The sequence below is a fragment of the Mesorhizobium sp. M0659 genome (genome assembly GCF_040320605.1).
Lineage (GTDB): Bacteria > Pseudomonadota > Alphaproteobacteria > Rhizobiales > Rhizobiaceae > Mesorhizobium.
Map to the genome: position 1 here is coordinate 297,958 of NZ_JAMYPY010000002.1, position 22,953 is coordinate 320,910.

17 protein-coding genes are annotated in these 22,953 nt (G+C 63.8%); 15 read left to right on the forward strand and 2 right to left on the reverse strand.

Going from position 1 to position 22,953, the window contains the following annotated elements:
* Window positions 1-109: 109 nt before the first annotated feature.
* Together NKI31_RS04605 and NKI31_RS04610 are read left to right on the forward strand one after the other, a co-directional pair.
* Window positions 110-2,431, forward strand: a complete 2,322-nt coding sequence (locus NKI31_RS04605; protein WP_023683462.1) for a Tex family protein — start codon at window positions 110-112, stop codon at window positions 2,429-2,431.
* 49 nt (window positions 2,432-2,480) lie between these two features.
* Window positions 2,481-2,663, forward strand: coding sequence for a hypothetical protein (locus tag NKI31_RS04610; protein ID WP_023671771.1), 183 nt, complete (start codon window positions 2,481-2,483; stop codon window positions 2,661-2,663).
* Between the two features lie 11 nt (window positions 2,664-2,674).
* Here NKI31_RS04610 and NKI31_RS04615 read toward each other — a convergent pair whose 3' ends face one another.
* Complete coding sequence (locus tag NKI31_RS04615; RefSeq protein WP_286439811.1) at window positions 2,675-3,586, reverse strand: LysR family transcriptional regulator; 912 nt, start codon at window positions 3,584-3,586, stop codon at window positions 2,675-2,677.
* 106 nt (window positions 3,587-3,692) lie between these two features.
* Between NKI31_RS04615 and NKI31_RS04620 the strand changes: the two genes are divergently transcribed.
* The 11 genes from NKI31_RS04620 to amaB all read left to right on the forward strand — a co-directional run bounded on the left by NKI31_RS04620 (window position 3,693) and on the right by amaB (window position 19,049).
* The gene (locus NKI31_RS04620; RefSeq protein ID WP_023703957.1) at window positions 3,693-4,889 is read left to right on the forward strand and encodes an acyl-CoA dehydrogenase; all 1,197 of its coding nucleotides are present in this window, start codon (window positions 3,693-3,695) and stop codon (window positions 4,887-4,889) included.
* Window positions 4,890-5,137: 248 nt separating this feature from the next.
* Entirely contained in the window at window positions 5,138-8,497 is a 3,360-nt protein-coding gene (locus NKI31_RS04625; RefSeq protein ID WP_352650605.1) for a transglutaminase family protein, read from the forward strand.
* Window positions 8,498-8,503: 6 nt separating this feature from the next.
* On the forward strand, window positions 8,504-10,915 hold the full coding sequence (locus NKI31_RS04630) for a circularly permuted type 2 ATP-grasp protein (RefSeq protein WP_023703955.1): 2,412 nt from the start codon (window positions 8,504-8,506) through the stop codon (window positions 10,913-10,915).
* A 1-nt stretch (window position 10,916) separates the two neighbouring features.
* Window positions 10,917-11,801, forward strand: a complete 885-nt coding sequence (locus NKI31_RS04635; RefSeq protein ID WP_352650607.1) for a transglutaminase family protein — start codon at window positions 10,917-10,919, stop codon at window positions 11,799-11,801.
* A gap of 101 nt (window positions 11,802-11,902) precedes the next feature.
* Window positions 11,903-12,838 carry a glycosyltransferase family 2 protein gene (locus NKI31_RS04640; RefSeq protein ID WP_352650609.1) on the forward strand — a complete coding sequence of 312 codons (936 nt, stop codon included), beginning with the start codon at window positions 11,903-11,905 and terminating at the stop codon, window positions 12,836-12,838.
* Window positions 12,831-13,709 (forward strand): glycosyltransferase family 2 protein, encoded by an 879-nt coding sequence (locus NKI31_RS04645; protein WP_352650611.1) that lies wholly within the window; start codon window positions 12,831-12,833, stop codon window positions 13,707-13,709. The genes NKI31_RS04640 and NKI31_RS04645 overlap by 8 nt, the downstream gene beginning before the upstream one ends.
* Window positions 13,706-14,467: a hypothetical protein gene (locus tag NKI31_RS04650; protein WP_352650613.1), complete on the forward strand. Its 762-nt coding sequence runs from the start codon at window positions 13,706-13,708 to the stop codon at window positions 14,465-14,467. Before NKI31_RS04645 ends, NKI31_RS04650 begins: the two co-directional genes overlap by 4 nt.
* Window positions 14,468-14,530: 63 nt before the next feature.
* Window positions 14,531-15,631 carry a DNA topoisomerase IB gene (locus NKI31_RS04655; RefSeq protein WP_023683452.1) on the forward strand — a complete coding sequence of 367 codons (1,101 nt, stop codon included), beginning with the start codon at window positions 14,531-14,533 and terminating at the stop codon, window positions 15,629-15,631.
* An 82-nt stretch (window positions 15,632-15,713) separates the two neighbouring features.
* Window positions 15,714-16,088, forward strand: coding sequence for a YciI family protein (locus tag NKI31_RS04660; protein ID WP_023671781.1), 375 nt, complete (start codon window positions 15,714-15,716; stop codon window positions 16,086-16,088).
* Window positions 16,085-17,359, forward strand: a complete 1,275-nt coding sequence (locus NKI31_RS04665; RefSeq protein WP_023707663.1) for an RNA polymerase sigma factor — start codon at window positions 16,085-16,087, stop codon at window positions 17,357-17,359. Before NKI31_RS04660 ends, NKI31_RS04665 begins: the two co-directional genes overlap by 4 nt.
* 175 nt (window positions 17,360-17,534) lie before the next feature.
* A complete protein-coding gene (amaB, locus tag NKI31_RS04670; protein WP_352650616.1) occupies window positions 17,535-19,049 on the forward strand; it encodes an L-piperidine-6-carboxylate dehydrogenase in 1,515 nt (504 codons plus the stop codon).
* 207 nt (window positions 19,050-19,256) lie between these two features.
* On the opposite strand, the gene NKI31_RS04675 is transcribed toward amaB, so the two are convergent.
* Window positions 19,257-20,126, reverse strand: coding sequence for a hypothetical protein (locus NKI31_RS04675; protein ID WP_352650618.1), 870 nt, complete (start codon window positions 20,124-20,126; stop codon window positions 19,257-19,259).
* Between the two features lie 584 nt (window positions 20,127-20,710).
* On the opposite strand from NKI31_RS04675, the gene asnB reads away from it, so the two are divergent.
* Entirely contained in the window at window positions 20,711-22,648 is a 1,938-nt protein-coding gene (gene asnB / locus NKI31_RS04680) for an asparagine synthase (glutamine-hydrolyzing) (RefSeq protein WP_352650620.1), read from the forward strand.
* A gap of 22 nt (window positions 22,649-22,670) precedes the next feature.
* A complete protein-coding gene (locus tag NKI31_RS04685; protein ID WP_023671787.1) occupies window positions 22,671-22,934 on the forward strand; it encodes an acyl carrier protein in 264 nt (87 codons plus the stop codon).
* Window positions 22,935-22,953 lie beyond the last annotated feature (19 nt).

The following is a 22,953-nucleotide window of genomic DNA, read 5'->3' on the forward strand; positions in this document are numbered from 1 at the left end:
AGCCAAAGCAAGGCGCTTTCCTGTGGACCTCTTTGACGCTTGAGAACACTGCGGTTGGCGGGACGGACATCAGCGCCTATGGTCGCCGCTCTTTGCGACAGGGACCAGCATGGCAGCAGACAGCAAACGCATCGCATCCATCATCGCGGCAGAGATCGGGGCGCGGTCGGAGCAGGCATCGGCAGCTATAGGGCTGCTCGATGAGGGCGCGACGGTGCCGTTCGTGGCGCGCTACCGCAAGGAGGTCACCGGCGGGCTCGACGACACGCAATTGCGCGACCTTGCCGAGCGGCTGGCCTATCTGCGCGAGCTCGATGCGCGGCGCGATACGATCCTTGGTTCGATTCGCGAGCAGGGCAAGCTGACCGACGAACTTGAGGCCAAAATTGTGGCTGCCGCCACCAAGGCTGAACTGGAAGACATCTACCTGCCCTACAAGCCCAAGCGCCGCACCAAGGCCGAGATCGCCCGGGAGCGCGGGCTGGGGCCATTGGCGGAGGCTATTTTGGCCAACCGGTCGTTGGTGCCCGCCGAGGCGGCGCTGGCTTATGTGACCGAGGATGTGGCCGACGCCAAGGCCGCACTGGAAGGCGCACGCGACATCCTGTCGGAACAGTTTGCGGAAAATGCCGATCTGGTCGGCAAATTGCGAACCTACATGAAGGAGCGCGCTTTCATGCGTGCCCGTGTCGTCGACGGTAAGCAGGAGGCCGGGGCGAAATTCTCCGACTATTTCGAGCATGTCGAGCGCTGGGCCAATGTTCCGAGCCACCGTGCGCTGGCCATGCTGCGCGGCCGCAACGAAGAGGTGTTGTCGCTCGACATCGAGGTCGATGCCGACGATGCCTCGCCGGTGAAGCCGGTCGAGCGGATGATCGCCAATGCCTACGCCATCGGCGGCAGCCTGCCGGGCGACCGCTGGCTGATGGAAGTCGCCGGCTGGACCTGGCGGATCAAGCTTTCGCTGCACCTGACGCTCGATTTGATGCGCGACCTGCGCGAGCGGGCGGAGGAAGAGGCGATCCATGTCTTTGCACGCAACCTCAAGGATTTGCTGCTGGCAGCGCCCGCCGGATCGCGGCCGACCATGGGGCTCGATCCCGGCATCCGCACCGGCGTCAAGGTCGCGGTGGTAGATGGCACCGGCAAGGTGCTGGCGACGACGACGGTCTATCCATTTCCGCCGCGGAACGATGTGCGCGGCACACAGGCGGAGCTCGCCAAGCTCATCCGCCTGCACAAGGTCGAGCTGATCTCGATCGGCAACGGCACCGGCAGCCGCGAGACTGAAAAGCTGGTCGCCGACATGCTGTCCGATATGCCTTCGGATGGCGGGCCGAAGCCGCTCAAGGTGATCGTCAGCGAAGCCGGCGCCTCGGTCTATTCGGCCTCGGCGACAGCGGCGGCTGAGTTTCCCGGGCTCGACGTGTCGCTGCGCGGTGCGGTGTCGATCGCCAGGCGCCTGCAGGACCCGCTCGCCGAACTGGTCAAGATCGAGCCAAAATCGATCGGCGTTGGCCAGTACCAGCATGATGTCGACCAGTACCGGCTTGGCCGCTCGCTGGAGGCGGTGGTGGAGGACGCGGTCAATGCCGTCGGCGTCGATCTCAACACTGCCTCGGCGCCGCTTTTGGCCCGCGTGTCAGGCCTGGGCGCGTCGCTTGCCGATGCCATTGTCGCGCATCGCGATGCGACCGGGCCGTTCGCCAGCCGCAAGGAGCTGCTCAAGGTAGCGCGGCTCGGACCGCGCGCGTTCGAACAGTCCGCAGGCTTCCTGCGCATTGCCAATGGCAGCGAGCCGCTCGACGCCTCGTCGGTCCATCCGGAAGCCTACGGCGTGGCCAAGAAGATCGTAGCCGTCTGCGGTCGCGATGTGCGCTCGCTGATGGGAGACAGTGCCGCGCTCAAGGCGCTCGATCCGCGCGTCTTCGTCGACGAACGGTTCGGCCTGCCGACGGTGCGCGACATCATTGCGGAGCTGGAAAAGCCCGGCCGCGACCCGCGCCCCGGCTTCAAGACGGCGACCTTTGCCGAGGGCGTCGACGATATCAAGGATCTGAAGCCCGGCATGCTTCTCGAAGGCACCGTCACCAATGTCGCGGCCTTCGGCGCCTTCGTCGATATCGGCGTGCACCAGGACGGGCTGGTGCATGTCTCGCAACTGGCCGATCGTTTCATCAAGGACGCGCATGAGGTGGTGAAGGCGGGCGATGTGGTGAAGGTGCGGGTCGTCGATGTCGACATCAAGCGCAAGCGCATCGCGCTGTCCATGCGCAAGGACGGCGGCGAGGGCGGGACGCCGAAGGGGCCGCGCGACAATGGCGGCGGCAAGCCGGCGCAACCTTCGCCGATGCCGCAGCGTCAGCCGGAAGGACCGGCACAGCAAGGCGCGTTTGGCGCAGCACTGGCCGATGCCTTGAAGCGGAAGTAGCCTCGAATGGTTCCTTGCAATCCCATCCTTGTGTGGAGATACGCGCGATATGGCAAGTTTCGAGAAAGTGAGTGTCCAAGAGTTGGGGCGTCTTTGGGACGAGGGCATGGCGAGTGGCAGTTCGGTCGATGGAGACCAGGCTTTCGCCCGGATCAAAAGCAAGCTCGATGCGAAAGTTGCCGAACGCAAGTCGCAAAAACGCTGCGCTTCCAGCCGGAAACCGAGTCGATGAAGCGGCAGTAGCTACCAGGCCAGAACGGCCGGTTCCTTCTCAACCTGGCCCAGCAGCCAGTCGCGAAAGCTGACGACGGGCGGGTGGCCGCGCTTGTCGTTCGGGACGACGAGGTAGTAGGCGCTGCGGCTTTGCATCGGCTGTCCCGGCGCCTGCACGAGCTGACCGCGCTGCAATTCGCCGGCGATAAGAACTTGCGGCAGGAGCGCGACGCCAAGCCCCGCCATGCAGGCTTGGGCAACGGTGCCGAATTGCTCGAACTGCATGCCGGGTCCGATCGGTGCGCTCAAGCCCTGTTCCTCGAACCATTCGCCCCAGGCCCCGGGACGCGTCGCCATGTGCAGCAGCGGCAGGCGGCTAATGTCGGCCGCCGTGGTGATATCGCGGCTGGCAAGGAAGTCTGGCGAGACCACCGGCATTACGGTCTCGCGCATCAGAAGCGTGGAGTCGGCGTCCGGCCAGTCGGGCTGGCCATGATGGATGGCGGCGTCGAGCCGCTCGCGGGCGAAGTCGAAGCGGCCGATGCGGGTGACAAAGTTGATGGTGATGTCAGGGTTTTCTGCGACGAAATCCGGGATCAGCGGCATCAGCCAGCGCGTGCCGAAGGTCGGCAGTATGGCGAGGTTCAGCATGCCGCTATGCCGATTGCTCATCAATCCGAGCGCCGCGTCGCGCAATTGCCCGAGTGCCGCCCGCACGGCTTCGGCATAGATTTCGCCCGCCGTGGACAGCCGAACATTGCGGCTGTCGCGCTCGAACAGCCGGCGGCCGAACTGTTCCTCCAGAAGGGCTATCTGGCGGCTGACGGCCCCTTGGGTCAAATCGAGTTCCTGGGCGGCAGCGGTGAAGGAGCCAAGGCGGGCCACGGCCTCGAAGGCGGCAAGGGCGCTGGTGCTGGGCAAAAGCCGGCGTTGGACGTTCATGATCCATTACTAAACCTCATTGATCGGTGATGCAATTTTGTTTGATTTTTCCGAAGCGAAGGCGGATAAGCCCGAGCACTTCAAGATTTTGGGAGAGAGCGAAGCCATGGCCGCCGACAAGAACGCGTTCGTTTGGGAAGACCCCTTCCTGATCGAGAACCAGCTTTCCGAGGATGAGCGCATGGTGCGCGATGGCGCGGCCGCCTTTGCCGCCGACAAGCTCGCGCCGCGCATCGAGGAGGCCTATCTCGAGGAAAAGACCGATGCCGGCATCTTTCGCGAGATGGGCGAGGCCGGCCTGCTCGGCATCACCATCCCTGAGGAATATGGCGGGCTCGGCGCCAATTACGTCACCTACGGGTTGGTGGCGCGCGAGGTCGAGCGGGTCGATTCCGGCTACCGGTCGATGATGTCCGTGCAGTCGTCGCTGGTGATGTATCCGATCCATGCCTATGGCTCGGAAGAACAGCGCAAGAATTTTCTGCCTAAGCTGGCCTCGGGCGAATGGATCGGCTGCTTCGGCCTGACCGAACCGGATGCGGGTTCCGATCCCGGCGGTATGAAGACGCGGGCCGAGAAGACCGCGAACGGCTACAGGATTTCCGGCTCGAAAATGTGGATATCCAACGCGCCGATCGCCGATGTGTTCGTGGTCTGGGCGAAGCTGAAGGGCGACAACGGCAAGGACGAAATCCGCGGTTTCGTGCTGGAGAAGGGCATGAAGGGGCTGTCGGCGCCGAAGATCGGCGGCAAGCTCAGCCTTAGGGCCTCGATCACCGGCGAGGTGGTGATGGAAGGCGTCGAAGTCGGCGAAGACGCGCTGCTGCCCAACGCCAGGGGCCTCGGCGGCCCATTCGGCTGCCTCAACCGGGCCCGCTACGGCATTTCCTGGGGCGCGATGGGCGCCGCCGAGGATTGCTGGCACCGGGCCCGGCAGTATGGACTCGACCGCAAGCAGTTCGGCAAGCCGCTCGCCGGCACGCAGCTGTTCCAGAAAAAGCTCGCCGACATGCAGACCGAGATTGCGCTCGGCTTGCAGGGCTCGCTGCGCGTCGGGCGGCTGATGGATGAAGGCAAGATGGCCCCGGAAATGATCTCGATCGTCAAGCGCAACAATTGCGGCAAGGCGCTCGACATCGCGCGCCAGGCCCGCGACATGCATGGCGGCAACGGCATCCAGATCGGCTACCACGTCATGCGCCACGCGCAGAACCTGGAGACGGTCAACACCTATGAAGGCACGCATGACGTGCATGCGCTGATTTTGGGACGGGCGCAGACGGGGATACAGGCGTTTTTCTAAGCTGTGCCGAATTCAAGTGAGGCCGGCCTGCAAATGGCCGATACCTGCGCTTCCGGTGCTCGCGTGCCAAAAGTACGCTCTGCTCCGGTTCTCGGTATCAGCCATTTTCGACTCGGCCTGACCTGAATCTCGACACAGCGTAGCCGGCTTCGGCTGCTTAATTTAGGTGCAGCGCAACATCTCTGCTTGGAGAATGGCCAATAGATGTGTCAGGGTTCGGCTGAAGAAACGCCGATCTCCGGGGCCCCATGGCAATACTGGCAGCCGTCTACCACCTGACCCATTACAAATATGACCGGCCGGTGGTTCTCGGGCCCCAGGTCATCAGGCTGCAGCCGGCACCGCATTCCCGCACCAAGGTGCTCAGCCATTCGCTGAAGGTCGGGCCGGCGAACCACTTCGTCAATCTGCAGCAGGACCCCTACGGCAATTTCCTGGCCCGCTTCGTCTTCCCGGAACCAGTGACGGAATTGAAGATCGAGGTCGATCTCGTCGCCGACATGACGGTCTACAATCCGTTCGATTTCTTCGTCGAGCCATCGGCCGAGACCTTCCCGTTCGAGTACCCCGAAGACATCAGGGACGATCTCGCCATCTACCGCACGCCGGAGCCGGCGGGGCCGCTGCTGTCGGCTTTCCTCGCAACCATCGACCGTAGCGCCACCAACACCGTCAATTTCGTCGTCGACCTCAATGCGCGGCTGCAGCGGGAGATCGCCTATATCGTGCGGATGGAAACCGGCGTGTTCTCGCCGGAGGAAACGCTGGCCGCGAAAAAGGGATCGTGCCGGGATTCGAGCTGGCTGCTGGTGCAAATTCTCAGGAATCTCGGCCTCGCCGCGCGTTTCGTCTCAGGCTATCTGATCCAGCTGAAGCCCGATCTGGTCGCGCTCGATGGCCCAGCCGGAACCGCCGTCGACTTCACCGACCTGCACGCCTGGTGCGAGGTCTATCTGCCGGGCGCCGGCTGGATCGGCTTCGATCCGACGTCGGGCCTGCTCACCGGCGAAAGCCATGTGCCGCTGGCGGCCACGCCGCATTTCCGCAACGCCGCACCCATTTCCGGCATGGCGAGCTTCGCCAATGTCGAATTCGGCTTCGACATGCGTGTCGACCGCATCGCCGAACATCCGCGCATCACCAAGCCATTCTCGGACGAAAGCTGGCAGGCGCTGGATGCGCTGGGCAACAAGGTCGACGCCGCACTTCAAGCGGGCGACGTCAGGCTGACCATGGGCGGCGAGCCGACCTTTGTCTCCATCGACGATTTCGAGTCCGCCGAGTGGAACACCGCCGCCGTCGGCCCGACCAAGCGCGAAAAGGCCGATGCGCTGATCCGTAAATTGCGCGAACGCTTCGCGCCGGGCGGCTTCCTCCACTACGGCCAGGGCAAATGGTATCCGGGCGAAAGCCTGCCGCGCTGGACCTTTTCGCTCTATTGGCGCACCGACGGCCAGCCGGTGTGGAGCGATCCGTCGCTGATCGCACGCGAAAAGAGCGACGCAAAGGTGGGGCCGCAGCAGGCCGAGAGCTTGCTGACGGCAATCGCCGGCGAACTCGGCATCGACAAGGCGATGGTCAGCGAGGCCTATGAGGACCCGGCCGAATGGCTGCTGAAAGAAGGCAAGCTGGCCGACAATGTCGATCCGTCCAACTCCAAGCTGGAAGACCCGGAAGAGCGCAGCCGCATGGCGAAAGTGTTCGAGCGCGGGCTGACCAAGCCGTCGGGCTACGTGCTGCCGGTGCAGCGCTGGAACAGCCAGGCTTCGGACCCGCGCTGGCGCTCGGAGAAGTGGAAGACCCGGCGCGGGCGGCTGTTCCTGGTGCCGGGCGATTCCCCTGTCGGTTACCGCCTGCCGCTGGGCACGCTGCCCTATGTGCCGCCGGCGCAGTTCCCCTATATTGTGCCGGTCGATCCGTCGCTGCCGCGTGGACCGCTGCCGGCGCGGGAAGCCATACTGCCAGAACCGGCTCCGGCCGAGCTGGAAGGCGCCGACGAGATGGCACGACGCCAGCAGGCGATTTCTTTCACGGCGACGACCGGCCAGCAGGATAGGGTCGAACAGGAGATCACCGAGATCGGCGGCGCGGTGCGTACAGCACTTTCGGTCGAGCCACGCGACGGGCGGCTGTGCGTGTTCATGCCGCCGGTCGAGGCGCTGGAAGACTATCTCGAACTCGTCGCAGCCGCCGAAAACGCGGCCAAGGCGATCGGCCTTCCCGTCCATATCGAAGGCTATGGACCGCCGCACGATCCGCGCCTCAACGTCATCAGGGTGGCACCCGATCCCGGCGTCATCGAGGTCAACATCCATCCGGCTGCCAACTGGCAGGACTGCGTGGCGACGACGACGGCGATCTACGAGGAAGCACGGCAGACGCGGCTTGGCGCCGACAAGTTCATGATCGACGGCCGCCACACCGGTACCGGCGGGGGCAACCATGTCGTCGTCGGCGGCGCGACGCCCAATGACAGCCCGTTCCTGCGCCGGCCCGATCTGTTGAAGAGCCTGGTGCTGCAATGGCAGCGGCGCCCGTCGCTGTCCTATCTATTCTCCGGCCTGTTCATCGGCCCGACCAGCCAGGCGCCGCGCTTCGACGAGGCGCGGCACGATTCGCTTTACGAACTCGAGATCGCGATGGCGCAGGTGCCGCACCCGGGCCAGGGCAACCCACCGCTGCCTTGGCTGGTCGACCGACTGTTTCGCAACCTGTTGACCGATGTCACCGGCAATACGCACCGCTCGGAAATCTGCATCGACAAGCTGTTTTCGCCCGATGGCCCGACCGGCCGGCTTGGGCTTGTTGAGTTCCGCGGTTTCGAGATGCCGCCCAATGCGCGCATGTCGCTGGCGCAGCAATTGCTGGTACGCGCCATCATCGCCCGTGCGTGGAACAACCCGCTTGATGGCCGCTTCGTGCGCTGGGGCACCTCGCTCCATGACCGTTTCATGCTGCCGCACTATGTCTGGGCGGATTTCCTCGACGTGCTCGACGACCTCAAGCTCAACGGGTTCGAATTCCGGCCGGAATGGTTCGATGCCCAGCTGGAGTTCCGCTTTCCGTTCTGCGGCGAAGTCCAGCATGCCGGCATCAAGCTGGAACTGCGGCAGGCGCTGGAGCCGTGGCATGTCATGGGCGAGCAAGGCGCAATCGGCGGCACTGTGCGTTTCGTCGACTCCTCGGTCGAACGGCTGCAGGTCAGGACCGAAGGCCTCAACCCGGAACGTCATGCCATTGTCTGCAATGGCCGAATCGTGCCGATGAAGGTCACCGACAATCGCGAGGTCGCGGTGGCCGGTGTGCGCTTCAAGGCCTGGCAGCCTTCGTCGGGCCTGCATCCGGCGCTGCCGGTCAACACGCCTTTGGTTTTCGACATTTACGACCGTTGGTCGGGGCGGGCGGTGGGCGGCTGCGTCTACCATGTCGCGCATCCAGGTGGGCGCAGCTACGACACCTTCCCGGTCAACGGCAATGAGGCTGAGGCGCGGCGTCTCGCCCGCTTCGAGCCGCGCGGCCATACGCCGTCGGCCTATGTGGTGCGCAATGAAGAAGCCTCTGAAGACTTCCCCATGACCCTTGACCTCAGGCGGCCAGCAAGACTCTGATCAGCGATGGCAAAGGGGAATCAGAAAAAGGTCCGCGGCAAGCCGCTGAGGCACAGTCTGCTGGAGCACTATCAGCCGATTGACGGCGTCGTCGACGAGATGGTCGATGCTTCGGGCCATCCGCGTCCGGCCTGGGCGCCCTTCATCGAGGCGCTGGAGGAGCTGGGTCCCGAAAAGCTGGGCCAGCGCTTTGCCCGCGCCGACCAGTATCTGCGCGACGCCGGCGTTTATTATCGCGTCTACGACAAGGCCGGCGCCAACGAGCGCGAATGGCCACTGGCGCATATCCCGCTGCTGATCGAAGACAAGGAATGGGCCGGGATCAGCGCCGGTCTCGTCCAGCGCGCCGAGCTTTTCGAGGAGATAGTCGCTGATATTTACGGGCCGAACCGGCTGATCGAGAAGGGAATCCTGCCGGCAGGCCTGATTGCGGCGAGCCCCGAATATTTGCGCCCCGTCGTCGGCACCATGCCGGCCAGCGGTCATTTCCTGCATTTTTGCGCCTTCGAGCTCGGCCGTGGGCCGGATGGAAGCTGGTGGGTGCTGGGCGACCGCACGCAGGCGCCGTCGGGCGCCGGCTTTGCGCTGGAAAACCGCGTCGCCACGACGCGGGCTTTGTCCGACATCTATGGCGAGATGCATGTGCATCGCCTGGCCGGTTTCTTCCGTCGCTTTCGCGATGCTCTGATCGGCATGGCGAAAGAGAATGACGGCCGCGTCGCCATTCTGACGCCGGGGCCGCTCAACGAGACCTATTATGAGCACGCCTATATCGCCCGCTATCTCGGCATCATGCTGCTCGAGGGCGAGGATCTGACCGTCTCCGGCGGCAAGCTGATGGTGCGCACGGTTTCCGGGCTGATGCCGATCAGCGTGCTGTGGCGGCGGCTCGATGCCGCCTTTGCCGATCCGCTGGAACTGAGGTCGGACTCGCATATCGGCACGCCGGGGCTGGTCGAGGCGATCCGCCGCGGCACGGTTTCGACGGTCAATGCGCTGGGTTCGGGCTTGATGGAAACCCGGGCGCTGCTCGCTTTCCTGCCGAAGATTTCGCGCGCATTGCGCGGCGAAGAACTTCTGTTGCCAAGCGTCGCCACCTGGTGGTGCGGGCAAGCAACCGAACGGGCCCATGTGCTTGCCAATATCGATCGCATGGTGATCGGTCCGGCGCTGTCGACGCGGCTGGCCTTCGAGGATGACGGCCAGACCAGGCTCGGTTCGGCACTGACGCCGGAGGAACGCATCGCGCTGATCGCGCGCATCGAGAGCGATGGCAGCGGTTTCGTCGGCCAGGAAGCGGTGACGCTGTCAACGACGCCGGTCTATGTCGGCGGCTGGCTGGAACCGCGACCGGCAAGCCTGCGCGTTTATCTGGCGCGCACGCCCGATGGCTGGACGGTAATGCCGGGCGGTTTCGCCCGTGTCGGCCTATCGCTCGACCCGACGGCCATCGCCATGCAGCGCGGCGGCCAGGCGGCCGACGTCTGGGTGGTCAGCGACCGGTCGGTCGAGCGCGAGACGCTGCTGCCGCAGGAGCATGACAGCTTCGTCCGCACCATGCCGGGCAGCCTGCCCAGCCGCGCGGCGGAAAACCTGACCTGGCTCGGCCGCTATATCGAGCGTTCGGAAGATACGGTGCGTATCCTGCGCGCCTATCATGTGCGGCTGGCCGAGACGTCCGATCCTGACATGCTGCTGCTCGCCGATATAAGGGACTATCTCGAACCCTTCGGCATCGATCTCGAAGCGGCCATTCCGCCCGGATTGATCGGCACGCTGGACAGCGCCGTCTACAGCGCCGGACAGATCCGCGACCGCTTTTCACCCGATGGCTGGCTGGCGCTGAAGGACCTGTCGAAGACCATTCATCAGTTCGCCACCACGGTGGCGCCGGGTGACGACGCGACACGGGCGATGACGGTCATGCTGCGCAAGTTGGCCGGCTTTTCCGGCCTGTTGCACGAGAATATGTACCGTTTCACCGGCTGGCGTTTCCTCGAGATCGGCCGGCGGATCGAGCGCGGCATCCAGATCGCCCGTACGCTAGCCCGACTGACAAGGTCCGGTGCGCCGGACGGCTCGCTCGACATGATGCTGGAGATCGGTGACAGCGTCATGACCCACCGCCGGCAATATCCGGTGCGGGCCGGACGGCGCACGGTGATCGACCTCTTGGCGCTCGACCCACTCAACCCGCGCTCGATCCTGTTCCAGCTCGAACGGCTGAAGGCGGAGATCGGCCTGTTGCCATCGGTTGGGCCGGAGGGGCATATGTCGGTCGCGGCCAAGGAAATCCTGCAGCTCAACACGGCAATTGCCGTCATGGAGCCATCGGAGATGTCGGCGGAGGTGCTGGACGATCTCGCAACTGAGATCGGCAACCTCTACAGCAGCCTGGCTAAAGCGTATTTCGGTTAACATGCTGTACGATATCAGGCTTCATCTCAGCTACGATTATGACGCCGCGGCCGGCGGCAGCCGGCATCAGGTGCGTGTATTGCCGCCGACCATTGCCGGCGTGCAGCGCGTGATCGCGGCCTCGCTTTCGTTTGTGCCGACCCCATCGGAGCGCACGGATTTTGCCGATTTCTTCGGCAACAATGTCACCGCGATCGCCTTTCGCGACGTCCATGACGGGCTCGACATCAGAATGAGCGCGCGCGTGTCGGTGTCACGGCCGGAGCCTGGGCTCGACGTGTCGCCCGATCTGCAGCGCCTGCGGGAAGAACTCGGCGCCGTACGGTCACTGGGGCCGGATGCACCGCATCACTTTCTCGCCGCCAGCGATCATGCCGGCATCGATGCGGCGATCACCGCCTATGCCTGCGACAGCGCCGGCGGCTCGACGGTCGGCATGGCCATCGATCTGTGCAACCGCATCCACCGCGACTTCACCTATGACGGGGAAGCGACCACGGTGCGTACCGGGGCCAGCGATGCCTTCCGTTTGAAGCGGGGCGTGTGCCAGGACTTCTCCCACATCATGATCGCCGGCCTGCGCGGGCTAGGTATTCCTGCGGGTTATGTCAGCGGCTTCCTGCGCACCATTCCACCGAAAGGGAAGCCGCGGCTCGAAGGCGCCGATGCCATGCATGCCTGGGTTAAGGTGTGGTGTGGGCGCGATGCCGGCTGGCAGGAATTCGACCCGACCAATGGCATGCGGGCCAGCAACGACCACATCACCGTTGGCTATGGCCGCGACTATTCCGACGTGGCTCCGATCGTCGGCGTGCTGAAAACCACCGGCGGCCAGGTCGGCGACCAGGCCGTCGACGTCATTCCGGTTGCGCTCGAGAAGGCCTGACAGCCTCGAAGCACAGCTTCTCAACAACGTCCATGCCCGTTATGCTCGGTCGAAACTTCGGGGAGGATCGGTCGGCAGGCATGCTGATGCGGAGTTCGGTATTGACGGCAATCAGTGTCATCATCCCGGCGCACAATGCGGCGGCAACCATAGCGGCCACGCTGGCCTCGCTTCGTTCCGAAGCCGAGGTTATCGGCGAGGTGCTGCTGGTCGACGATTCCTCCTCGGACGGGACGGCAGAAGCCGCGCTGAATGCCGCCACGCAATTCTCGTTGCCGTTGCGCGTGCTCATGAGCAACTGCCGGGACGCGGGCGGCTCCCGCAATGTGGCGCTGGCGCAGGCGCAATGCTCCTGGATCTACCTGATCGACGCCGACGACTTGCATCTGGAGGGCGGGCTGCGGTCGATGCTGGTCCGGGCGGGGGAGCAGCCGGCCGCCGACATGGTGATCGGCGCCTACCGTCGGCGCACCGATGGCGAGAACCGGAACCTCAAGCTTCCAGCCGGCTACATAGAAGACGGTATAGCCAATGCCTCGGCCTATCTGGAAGGTCACATTCGCTCGATCGCCGTGGGCAGTGCGCTGGTTTCCCGGCGCGTCGTCGGCGACACGCGCTTCCCGACCGGGCTTGCCTATGACGAGGACACGCTGTTCTGGTCCAGGCTGATGGGCAGGGCGTCGCTTGCCCTGATCGTGCATCCCGTCATGATCTACCACGTTTCGGCAGTGCGTTCCGATGATCGCTTCATCACCAGGCCGGTGCGCCGCTTTCTCGACTGGCGGCTGGCGCTGCGCGAGCTGACTGACTGTGGCATCCCACTATCGTCGCTAAAGACCAGGGAGGGGCTGGTCGCCCTCAAGATCGCCCGGGTTCACTATGCGCGCGGCGATCTGGAGACGGCGGCGCGGTTCCTGAGGATCGCGGCGGCGGCGCCGAAGGTGCGGTCGAACACCTGGCGTTGCAGGCGCTACCAGCTGAAGCTGGCGCTGCGGCGCTGGTTTTCCTCTCCGCGCGTCCAGTTGCAACGTGCCTGAATCAGCCCCGCCGCAGCTTGCCGTCATTGTCATCGGCTATCGCGCGCCGGCTCAAATCGTCGAGGCGGTGACATCCCTGCTGGATCAGGATGAGCCGCTCGAGATCATGGTGGTCAACTCGGGCGGAGGCGAGGTCCTGGCGCTGCTGACCGGCGCCGGGGTCAAGGTGCCAGTGATCGAGGTCGGTCGAAGGCTGTTTGTAGGCGCAGCCCGCAATCTCGGCATTGCGGCCACCAAAGCGCCTTTCGTTGCCTTTCTTGCCGATGATTGCCTCGCCTGTTCGGGCTGGGCCGAGGCACGGATGCAGCGGCATCTGGCTGGCGACCGCGCCGTGGCGAGCGCGATGGTGAATAGCCATCCGCGCAATCTGATCGCCTGTGCGGCTCATCTGATCATGTTCATGCGACGGCTTCCCGGTCTGCCGCCGGATCGTGCGCTGCGTTACGGCGTGTCGTTCGATCGGCGGCTGTTCGATGAATATGGCTTGTTCGATGAAACCATGCCTGCTGCCGAAGACACCGAATTCCTGGGGCGCCTGCCGCAGGAACTGCAGCCGGTCTGGGAGCCTAAGGTGCAAACCGTTCATCGCAACGAAACCCGGCTGTCCAGATTGCTTGCCGATCAGTACAGGCGCGGCTGTCGCCGCGGCGATTACCTCGCAGCGTCCGCCCTGAACACTCCGTTTCGGTGTTTTCGCGACACGTTTCGCGATCGGCGGAATGCCCGCAAGCTGGCGAAGATCGGGCTTTCCGATCGGGATCGAACTTTCGCGATGATGTCGATGCCAATTGTCTGGCTTGCCCTGCTGGTCAAATCCGTGGGTGTCTATATTGGCGTGCGAAATCGCGTGAAAGCGGCAACAAGAAAATGATAACGAGCCAAATCAAGCCTCGACGCTGGCGACGGAGCCGACTGTTCTGGACGCGCCAGAGAACGGTCGCAGTTTTCAGCTATCGTTATGACGCGCATCTGGTTGCCGATCTGATCACCAATATCGATCCGGTCGTTGACGGCTGGATTGCCTATGACGATCGCGGGGCGACCGGCGTGTTCAGCAGCGAGCCGCAGCGGCGGCGGATCTTACTCGACGCAGCGCATGAAGCTGCCGCCGACTGGATCCTGGCTATTGATCCCGATGAGCGGCTGGAACGCGGTACCGCGGAGCGGATCGGACAGCTGACGGGGGATTACAGGCGCATGGCCTGGGGGTTCCGGCTCCGCGAATTGTATTCGCCGACCGAGTACCGGGTCGACGGGCTGTGGGCCGAAAAGTTCCAGTATCGTCTGTTCAGAGCCTACGATCCGGCGAAGTACCGACCAGAGGACCTGCACGGGCTCTGGTATCCTCCCGATCTTGGTTTCAAGGCCCGCAACAGCGGGCTCAACCTCTATCATTTAAAGATGATGGAGCCGAAGCGGCGGATCGCCCGCCGCAATATCTACCACCACCTTGATCCAAAGGGGCTCCTGCAGGATGTGGGCTATGACTACCTTGCCGATGAGGCAGGGGCCGTGTTCGAACAGATTCCGCCCGGGCGCGACTACCATCCGCCTCACGTCGACGATGGCGGCCTCTGGATGGCCGTGCCGGCTGGTGCCACCATTGGTGGACCCGACCACATTCCATAGCAACGGGGTGGAACCAGCAGTCGGCTTGGCGCTTATCTACGAGAAAAATTTCGTGGAGCGGGCATGCTTGACAAATCTGGGACGCCATCCGGCCGGTCGGCTGCCGGACGGGGGGACGATGGAGCGCCGAAGAACGGCGCGCAGACCGCTGCCGAACAGGCCTCGCTCACCTATATCAGCGACAGCGAGCCGGGGATCCGGCGCCTGAAGGCGGGCGAAGGCTTTTCCTACAAGGGCGCGAAAGGACAGGCCGTCGGCGCGGCAGCCATTGCCCGCATCAAGGCGCTGGCCATTCCGCCGGCATGGACGGATGTGTGGATCTCGCCCGATCCCGCCGGCCACATCCAGGCGACCGGCCGCGACCAGCGCGGGCGCAAACAGTACCGATACCATCCGCTGTGGGCCGCCGAGCGCGACGGCGCCAAATACTCCAGCCTTGTCGCCTTTGCCGAAAGCCTGCCGGAGCTGCGCCGCCGGATCGATGCCGATCTGCGCCGCCGTGGCCTGCCGGCCGAGCGCGTCGTGGCGGCAATTGTCTGGCTGCTCGACAACACGATGATCCGGGTCGGCAATGCCGCCTATGCCCGCGACAACAAGAGCTTTGGGCTGACGACGCTACGCGACCGCCACGTCGACATCAAGGGATCGAGCCTGCGCTTTGCCTTCAAGGGCAAGTCCGGCAAGGAATGGAAATTGAAGCTGGTCGACCGCCGCATCGCCCGGGTCGTGCGCGGCGCGCAGGATATTCCGGGGCAGCAACTGTTCCAATATCTCGACGAGGATGGCGAGAGGCATGGAGTGCGCTCCGACGATGTCAACCGCTATATCCGCGACGCGATCGGCGCCAATTTCAGCTCCAAGCATTTCCGCACCTGGGGCGGCACCATCCATGCCGCGTCGCTGTTTGCGCGGACGGAGCTTCCCGAAAGCCAGGCGCAGACCAAGCGTGTAATGAACGCCGTCATCGACAAGGTGGCCGAGCGGCTCGGCAACACACGCGCCGTCTGCCGCAAATGCTACATCCATCCACAGGTTTTCGAAGCCTGGGTGGAAGGGCGGCTGCTTAGCGAAATGACCGAGGCCAACAAGCGCAAGCGATCGATAGACGGTCTCGATGATGAAGAGGCTCTTGTGCTGAGATGGTTGAAGGCAAGCGAAGGCTGACAAAAATGGCGTAACTTTTTTGTCGACGCCATGTCGGCATAGGCCCTACTGTTTCGTCCTTTGAGACAGAAAAGGACGTCCCATGCTCTACGCTATCCTCTGCTATGCCTCCGAAGATGTCGTCTCCTCCTGGAGCAAGGCACAGGATGACGAGGTCATGGCAAAGCTCATGCATGTGCAGGAAAAATACGCTCAAGCCGGCCGGCTTGGGCCGGTGGCGCGGCTTTTGCCCACCACCGCCGCGACGACGCTGCGCAAGGTCAAGGGCGAATCGGTCGTCATCGACGGCCCGTTTGCCGAGACCAAGGAACAGTTCCTCGGCTTCTACACGCTGGAATGCGCCGATCTCGACGAGGCCGTCGACTTCGCGCGCGAGCTTTCCGAGGTCAATCCCAGCGGCGGATCCTATGAGATCCGACCGGTTTCCGTCTTCAACCCAACCAGAGTAGCCACATGACAGACCTCGCCTGGATAAGCTCGGCGATCAGCGCTGCCCGCCCGCAGGCTATGGGTGCGCTGCTGCGCTATTTCCGCAATCTCGATACGGCGGAGGAAGCTTTCCAGGACGCGTGCCTGAGGGCACTCAAGAACTGGCCGCAGAACGGGCCGCCGCGCGATCCTGCGGCGTGGCTGATCTTTGTCGGCCGCAACACCGGCATCGACGCGGTGCGCAAGCGCGCCAAGCAGGCGCCGATGCCGGAAGAGGACCAGATCTCGGACCTGGAAGATGCCGAGAGCGATATCGCCGAACGGCTGGACGGCGCGCACTACCGCGATGACATATTGCGGCTCTTGTTCATCTGCTGCCATCCGGATCTGCCGCCTACGCAGCAGATCGCGGTGGCGCTGCGCATCGTCTCCGGTCTCACCGTCAAGCAGATCGCGCGTGCGTTCCTGGTCGGCGAAAGCGCCATGGAACAGCGCATCACGCGCGCCAAGGCGCGCATTGCCGATGCCGGCGTGCCGTTCGAGACGCCCGGCGCGGTCGAGCGCTCGGAGCGGCTCGCCGCCGTTGCCGCCATGGTCTATCTGATCTTCAACGAAGGTTATTCCACCAACAGCGGCGAGGCGCCGGCGCGTGCGCCGCTTTGCGAGGAGGCGATCCGGCTGGCGCGCCTGTTGCTGCGGCTGTTCCAGACCGAACCGGAGATCATGGGCCTGACGGCATTGCTTTTGCTGCAGCATGCGCGCGCGCCGGCCCGCTTCGACGAGAATGGCGAGATCGTGCTGCTCGACGACCAGGACCGCTCGCTGTGGAGCCGCAAGATGATCGACGAAGGCCTGGCGCTGGTCGACAAGGCCCTGCGCCACCAGAAGCCCGGACCCTACCAGGTGCAGGCGGCGATCGCCGCCCTTCATGCGCGGGCGGCAACCCCCGAGGAGACCGACTGGACAGAGATCGACCTGCTCTACAGCCTGCTGGAGGCGATGCAACCTTCGCCGGTGGTGACGCTGAACCGTGCCGTTGCGGTCGCCAAGGTGCGCGGGCCGGAAGCTGCCCTTGCCATGATCGAGCCGCTTGGCGAGAGGCTGTCCGGCTATTTCCACTTCTTCGGCCTCAAGGGCGGTCTGTTGATGCAGCTCGGCCGTGGCGAAGAGGCGCGTGTCGCCTTCGATCGCGCCATTGCGTTGGCCAACACGGCAGCGGAAGCCGCCCATATCCGCATGCATATCGACCGGCTGATGCGGGACGGAGCCGTGAAGGCGCCGGCGAAGACAGCGCACTAAGCCTGTTCCTCCTCTGGCTCAATCGTGCAATCCCGGCTTGGACCATGCCGGGGTGGCGATTTTCCCCTGAAACGAGTAATGGCACGCCATGACAGCGCCCGCGGCATGCGGGCGATAATGGCGCCAAGGCTCGACCGCCGCCCTATGATGGCGAGCGGATCTGAAAGGGATAAAAATGACGATAGCGAAGGAAACGGCCGAACTTCTGGCGAAACTGGGTGTGGCCAAGGACGCGCTGACCGGCGGCGACCTCGTCGTGCGCAGCCCGGTGACGGGTGAACAGATCGCGGCGCTGAAGACGATTTCGCCGGCCGATGCGGCCAAGACCATCGATGCCGCGCACACGGCGTTCCAGGTTTGGCGGATGGTGCCAGGTCCCCGGCGCGGCGAACTGGTGCGGCTGCTCGGCGAGGAGTTGCGCGCGCACAAAACCGAGCTTGGCCGGCTGGTGTCGATCGAGGTCGGCAAGATCCCGTCGGAAGGCCTCGGCGAAGTCCAGGAAATGATCGACATCTGCGATTTCGCCGTCGGCCTTTCCCGCCAGCTCTACGGTCTGACCATCGCCACCGAGCGTCCGGGACATCGCATGATGGAGACCTGGCATCCGCTCGGCGTCGTCGGCGTCATTTCGGCCTTCAATTTCCCGGTCGCGGTGTGGTCGTGGAACGCGGCGCTGGCGCTGGTCTGCGGCGACGCCGTGGTGTGGAAGCCTTCGGAAAAGACGCCGCTGACGGCGCTCGCCTGCGAGGCGATTTTTGCCGGCGCGGTCAAGCGCTTCGGCGCGGATGCGCCGCAGGGCCTGGCACCGGTGCTGATTGGCGACCGCTCCGTCGGCGAGATCCTGGTCGACCACCCGAAGGTGGCGCTGGTTTCGGCCACCGGCTCGACCCGCATGGGCCGGGATGTCGGCCCGCGTCTGGCCAAGCGCTTTGCCCGCGCCGTGCTCGAACTCGGCGGCAACAATGCCGGCATCGTCTGCCCGACCGCCGATCTCGACATGGCGCTGCGCGCCATCGCCTTTGGCGCCATGGGCACCGCCGGCCAGCGCTGCACGACGCTGCGGCGCCTGTTCGTGCATGACAGAGTCTATGACGCGCTGCTGCCGCGGCTGAAGAAGGCCTATGAGAGCGTCTCGGTCGGCAATCCGCTGGAGACGTCTTCGCTCGTCGGGCCGCTGATCGACAAGGCGGCCTTCGACGCCATGCAGAAGGCGCTCAAGGAAGCCACCGCTCACGGCGGCAAGCTGACCGGCGGTTCGCGGGTCGAGAATGGCCATCCCGATGCCTATTACGTGCATCCGGCGCTGGTCGAAATGCCGAAGCAGGTGGCTCCCGTCACCGAAGAAACCTTCGCGCCGATCCTCTACGTGATGAAATATTCCGATTTCGATGCCGTGCTCGACGAGCACAATGCGGTCGGCGCCGGACTGTCGTCGTCGATCTTCACCCGCGACCTGCAGGAATCCGAGCGCTTCCTCGGCGTCGATGGTTCGGATTGCGGCATCGCCAACGTCAACATCGGCACGTCGGGCGCCGAGATCGGCGGCGCCTTCGGCGGCGAGAAGGAAACCGGCGGCGGCCGCGAGAGCGGCTCCGATGCCTGGAAGGCCTATATGCGCCGCGCCACCAACACGGTGAACTATTCCAAGGCGCTGCCGCTGGCGCAGGGCGTGTCATTCGACATCGATTGAGATGCTGCGCCCGGCTTTTGACCAGTTGATCCACCCGAACCCGTCGGGCGGATCGCTGCCGCTCGCGCGGATCGTTCCGCTTTCAGGCTTCGCCCCCGCTGTCCAGATGTCCGTATCCCGACGGCGGAAAGGCCACCTCGGCCATGCGCCCGGACGGGTCCTCGCGGTCGGCACGATCGGCTGCGCAACAGCGTCTGCGCCGAACGTTCAGCCAGCGTGCGGCGACGCCGGTCGGCAGGCTTCGAACGCGGCATCGATAACGGCAAGCTTGGCGGCCTGGACGGTCATGTATTCCTGGTAGAAGCTGTTCGACACCCACATCACCGAATGCCCGCGCCGGCCCAGCCAGCCGACGCTGCCGAGCTTTTCGGCGTCGCGCAATTTGCGCGCAAGATGGGTGCGCGAGAGTTTTAGCCAACTGGCGAATTCGCCGATCGAAACCACGCTGGTCGGGATCCGGTCGAGGCCGGCATTGTCGGGATCGATGCCAGACATCAGCCAATCCATGACGATGCCGCCATTGTTGAGCCAGATGAACAGCGAAAACGTCTGCTTGGGCTCACGCACAGGGTTGGAGGAGAGCAGGCCTTCCGCCACCAGCGGCTGCAGCCTGGCAATCATGCCGTGCTGCTTGAGAAACGCGGCGAGGCGGTCGCCGCCGTCGAGACCGTCGAGCGTGCGCAGATGCGCAACCACCCAGCCATCGAATTCCTTCAGCGTCGCTGCCGTCACCTGAAAGGGATGGGCTCGTCCATCACCGGTGTGCGGCAGGTATTCGATGATGTGATAGTACAGCATCTCCTTGATGAAGGCTTCGGCCGTGTTGCGGCTGGCGACGGAATAGTGAAGCACGGCATCGATGAAGCGGGCCAGTGTCAGTTCCGTGCGGGGATCGCGCGGGTCGCGGGCGAAATGCAGGGCTAGGCCGGTGTGAGCCAGCAGCCAGCGCTGTTGCGTGGCGAACACGGCAGCCAGGCGTGGGCTCGTTTCATAGATATGCAGCAGCGCCTTCGACTGCGCCTCGACATGACGGTGCAGCGCCGGATGGCCGGCAATATATTCGAAATTCAGCGCCATCCTCCTCGTCCTCCGGCCAGCCCCCCGGCAGCGAAGACGTGCAATCACATTTCCAGCCTTAGCCGCCCGTGTCCAGCCATGCCAACCCGGACAAAAGGCCTAGAGCGATCAACCGTTCCACAGACAGGTTGAAACCCCCGTCATCTCTTGATTTCGAGGCAAATTGCTGCAGAAGCGCCGCGCGCTTCTGCAGAGAAAACCGTGTCACACTTTTTTGGAAATGCTCTGGTCCGTTCGCGCCCGGCGCGTGTCGGAAAACACTAAGCCGTTGCAAGCGTTGAAAAAACCTACCCCGATAATAGTCAGCCCAGCAGCCTGCGGTTGAATTTGCCTCAAGGTCGCCAGCACGTTGCGCGCGGCCCGTTTGTATCCAGGCGGTTCGCCACGTCGGAGCGTCTGGGCTATCGTTCCGGCTATTACGGCCGCAACCGCGAGGTGATGGAGAGCCATCGCGTCCTAGCCACGAAGACCACATCGTGGCAAACTCCTTGTTAACCACATGCTCGGTGAAAATATCGGATTAACCTCAGATGCCACTATCGAGGTTATGTTCCGTACCTTAGCGTTCAATATGAGTTCAAGGGATGTGTGGATTCGGGGGTTATTTCGGGTCAATCCGGGATGCGGAAGCTTTGCTCACGCACATGGTAGCCGCAATTGCCCATCGTGGGCCGGATGAGCAAGGGAAATTCGTAGCACCCGATGCCGGGCTCGGGCATGCGCGGCTGTCGGTGATCGGCATCGGCGATGGCCAGCAACCGATGTCCGACGAGGCCGGCAATTTGACGATTGCGTTCAACGGCGAGATTTTCAACTACATAGAACTGCGCGAAGGGCTGATCGCCAAGGGCCGGCACTTTCGGACCTCGAGCGACACAGAGGTCATCCTTCAGCTCTATGAGGAGATGGGCGAAGACTGCTTGTCTCTCCTGAACGGTGATTTCGCCTTGGCGATATGGGACAATCGGCAGCGACGAATGGTGCTTGCACGAGACCGGATGGGTGTCCGGCCGCTGTTCTACACAAGTAAGGACGGGGTGCTTTACTTTGCCTCGGAGATCAAAGCCCTGCTAAAGGTCCCGGGCGTCTCCGCTGAAATTGATCCGATTGCGCTGGATCAGATCTTTACGCTGTGGGCGCCGATCGCTCCGCGCACGGCGTTCCGCAATATCCACGAGTTGGAACCGGCAAGTGTGATGATCGCGACGCAGGGGCAGGTCACGGTCAAACGGTACTGGCACTTGGACTATCCGCATCGTGATGAGCCGTCGAAGATCACGAACGAGGACCACGCGGCAGAGGAATTGCAAGCCCTTCTGACCGATGCGGTGAGGCTTCGCATGCGGGCCGACGTGCCGGTCGGCTCCTATCTTTCCGGAGGGCTCGATTCCTCGCTTGTTTCGGCGCTTGCCGCCGGCATGACTCCTCGGAGACTGGAGACATTTTCCGTAACCTTCGACAGCGCCGAGCATGACGAAAGCGCCTTTCAGATCGAAATGGCCTCGGCGCTCGGCACGCGCCACCACGCCATAGAATGCGGCGCCCGCGATATCGCCAGCGTCTTTCCTGAGGTCATCCGCTTTGCCGAGCGGCCGATCATCCGCACGGCGCCAGCGCCACTCTACAAATTGTCCGCCCTGGTTCGCCAGGCCGGCCTGAAGGTGGTGCTGACGGGTGAAGGCGCCGACGAGGTCTTCGCCGGTTACGACGTCTTCAAGGAGGCGCGTGTCCGCCGGTTCTGCGGGCGGCAGCCCACATCGCGCATAAGGCCGCAGCTGTTCCGCCGGCTTTACCCGTATCTGCCGGGCCTGCAACAGCAATCGGTGGAGTATCTGGCTGCCTTCTTCGGCACCAGCAACGCTGCCCTCGACGATCCGCTGTTCTCGCATCGGCCACGCTTCAAGACCACGGCGGCGGCGAAAATCTTCTTTTCCGGCGACCTGCGCGCGACGTTGAAGGGTTATGACGCAGCTGAAGAGCTGACCAGCCGCCTGCCCGAGGCGTTTTCCCTATGGCATCCGCTGCATCAGGCGCAATATCTCGAAACCCGCTTCCTCCTGCCCGGCTACATCCTCTCCAGCCAAGGCGATCGGATGGCCATGGCGCACGGCATCGAAGGGCGGTTTCCTTTCCTGGATCATCGCGTGGTAGAGTTCGCGGCAAGACTTCCGCCGGAGATGAAACTGAAAGGCTTGATGGAGAAGCACATATTGCGCAAGGTGGCCAGGCACCACCTTCCGGCGGCAATCGGCAAACGCACCAAGCAACCTTACCGCGCCCCGGAGGCCCGCTCCTTCGTCGGGGCGGAGGAACTAGACTATGTGCGTGACTGCCTGGGCGAGGCGAGCATTACCGCCGGCGGCCTGTTCAACGCCAAGGCGGTGGCCAAGCTCCACGAGAAATGCCGCATGGAGACCGCGACCGGATTTCGCGACAACGCCGCCTTCGTCGGCATTCTGTCGACGCAGCTGTGGCAGAAGAATTTCGCCGGCCAAGCGGTCGGCGCGGCAAGAGCGGCCTGAGACGGCGAGGAAAAGGAAAGACATCATGACGGCAATCAAGGACAGGGTCAGAAGCTTTATCGTCGACAACTTCCTGTTCGGCGACACCTCCTACAAACTGTCGGATTCAGCCTCGCTGATCGAGAACGACATTATCGACTCGACTGCGGTACTTGAGCTGGTGGCCTTCATCGAGGACAATTTCGGCATCGCGATGGTGGATGCCGACATCGTTCCGGCCAACCTGGACTCGCTTGACCGCATCTCGTCCTTCATCGAGGCGAGAGCACAAACGCTGGCAGCGTAAGCGCCAACGGCGAGGAACG

Coding starts and splice junctions, on each gene's coding strand:
- NKI31_RS04605 (WP_023683462.1), top strand. CDS start 110: ATGGCAGCAGACAGCAAACGCATCGCATCCATCATCGCGGCAGAGATC.
- NKI31_RS04610 (WP_023671771.1), top strand. CDS start 2,481: ATGGCAAGTTTCGAGAAAGTGAGTGTCCAAGAGTTGGGGCGTCTTTGG.
- NKI31_RS04615 (WP_286439811.1), bottom strand. CDS start 3,586: ATGAACGTCCAACGCCGGCTTTTGCCCAGCACCAGCGCCCTTGCCGCC.
- NKI31_RS04620 (WP_023703957.1), top strand. CDS start 3,693: ATGGCCGCCGACAAGAACGCGTTCGTTTGGGAAGACCCCTTCCTGATC.
- NKI31_RS04625 (WP_352650605.1), top strand. CDS start 5,138: ATGGCAATACTGGCAGCCGTCTACCACCTGACCCATTACAAATATGAC.
- NKI31_RS04630 (WP_023703955.1), top strand. CDS start 8,504: ATGGCAAAGGGGAATCAGAAAAAGGTCCGCGGCAAGCCGCTGAGGCAC.
- NKI31_RS04635 (WP_352650607.1), top strand. CDS start 10,917: ATGCTGTACGATATCAGGCTTCATCTCAGCTACGATTATGACGCCGCG.
- NKI31_RS04650 (WP_352650613.1), top strand. CDS start 13,706: ATGATAACGAGCCAAATCAAGCCTCGACGCTGGCGACGGAGCCGACTG.
- NKI31_RS04655 (WP_023683452.1), top strand. CDS start 14,531: ATGCTTGACAAATCTGGGACGCCATCCGGCCGGTCGGCTGCCGGACGG.
- NKI31_RS04660 (WP_023671781.1), top strand. CDS start 15,714: ATGCTCTACGCTATCCTCTGCTATGCCTCCGAAGATGTCGTCTCCTCC.
- NKI31_RS04665 (WP_023707663.1), top strand. CDS start 16,085: ATGACAGACCTCGCCTGGATAAGCTCGGCGATCAGCGCTGCCCGCCCG.
- amaB (WP_352650616.1), top strand. CDS start 17,535: ATGACGATAGCGAAGGAAACGGCCGAACTTCTGGCGAAACTGGGTGTG.
- NKI31_RS04675 (WP_352650618.1), bottom strand. CDS start 20,126: ATGGCGCTGAATTTCGAATATATTGCCGGCCATCCGGCGCTGCACCGT.
- asnB (WP_352650620.1), top strand. CDS start 20,711: ATGTGTGGATTCGGGGGTTATTTCGGGTCAATCCGGGATGCGGAAGCT.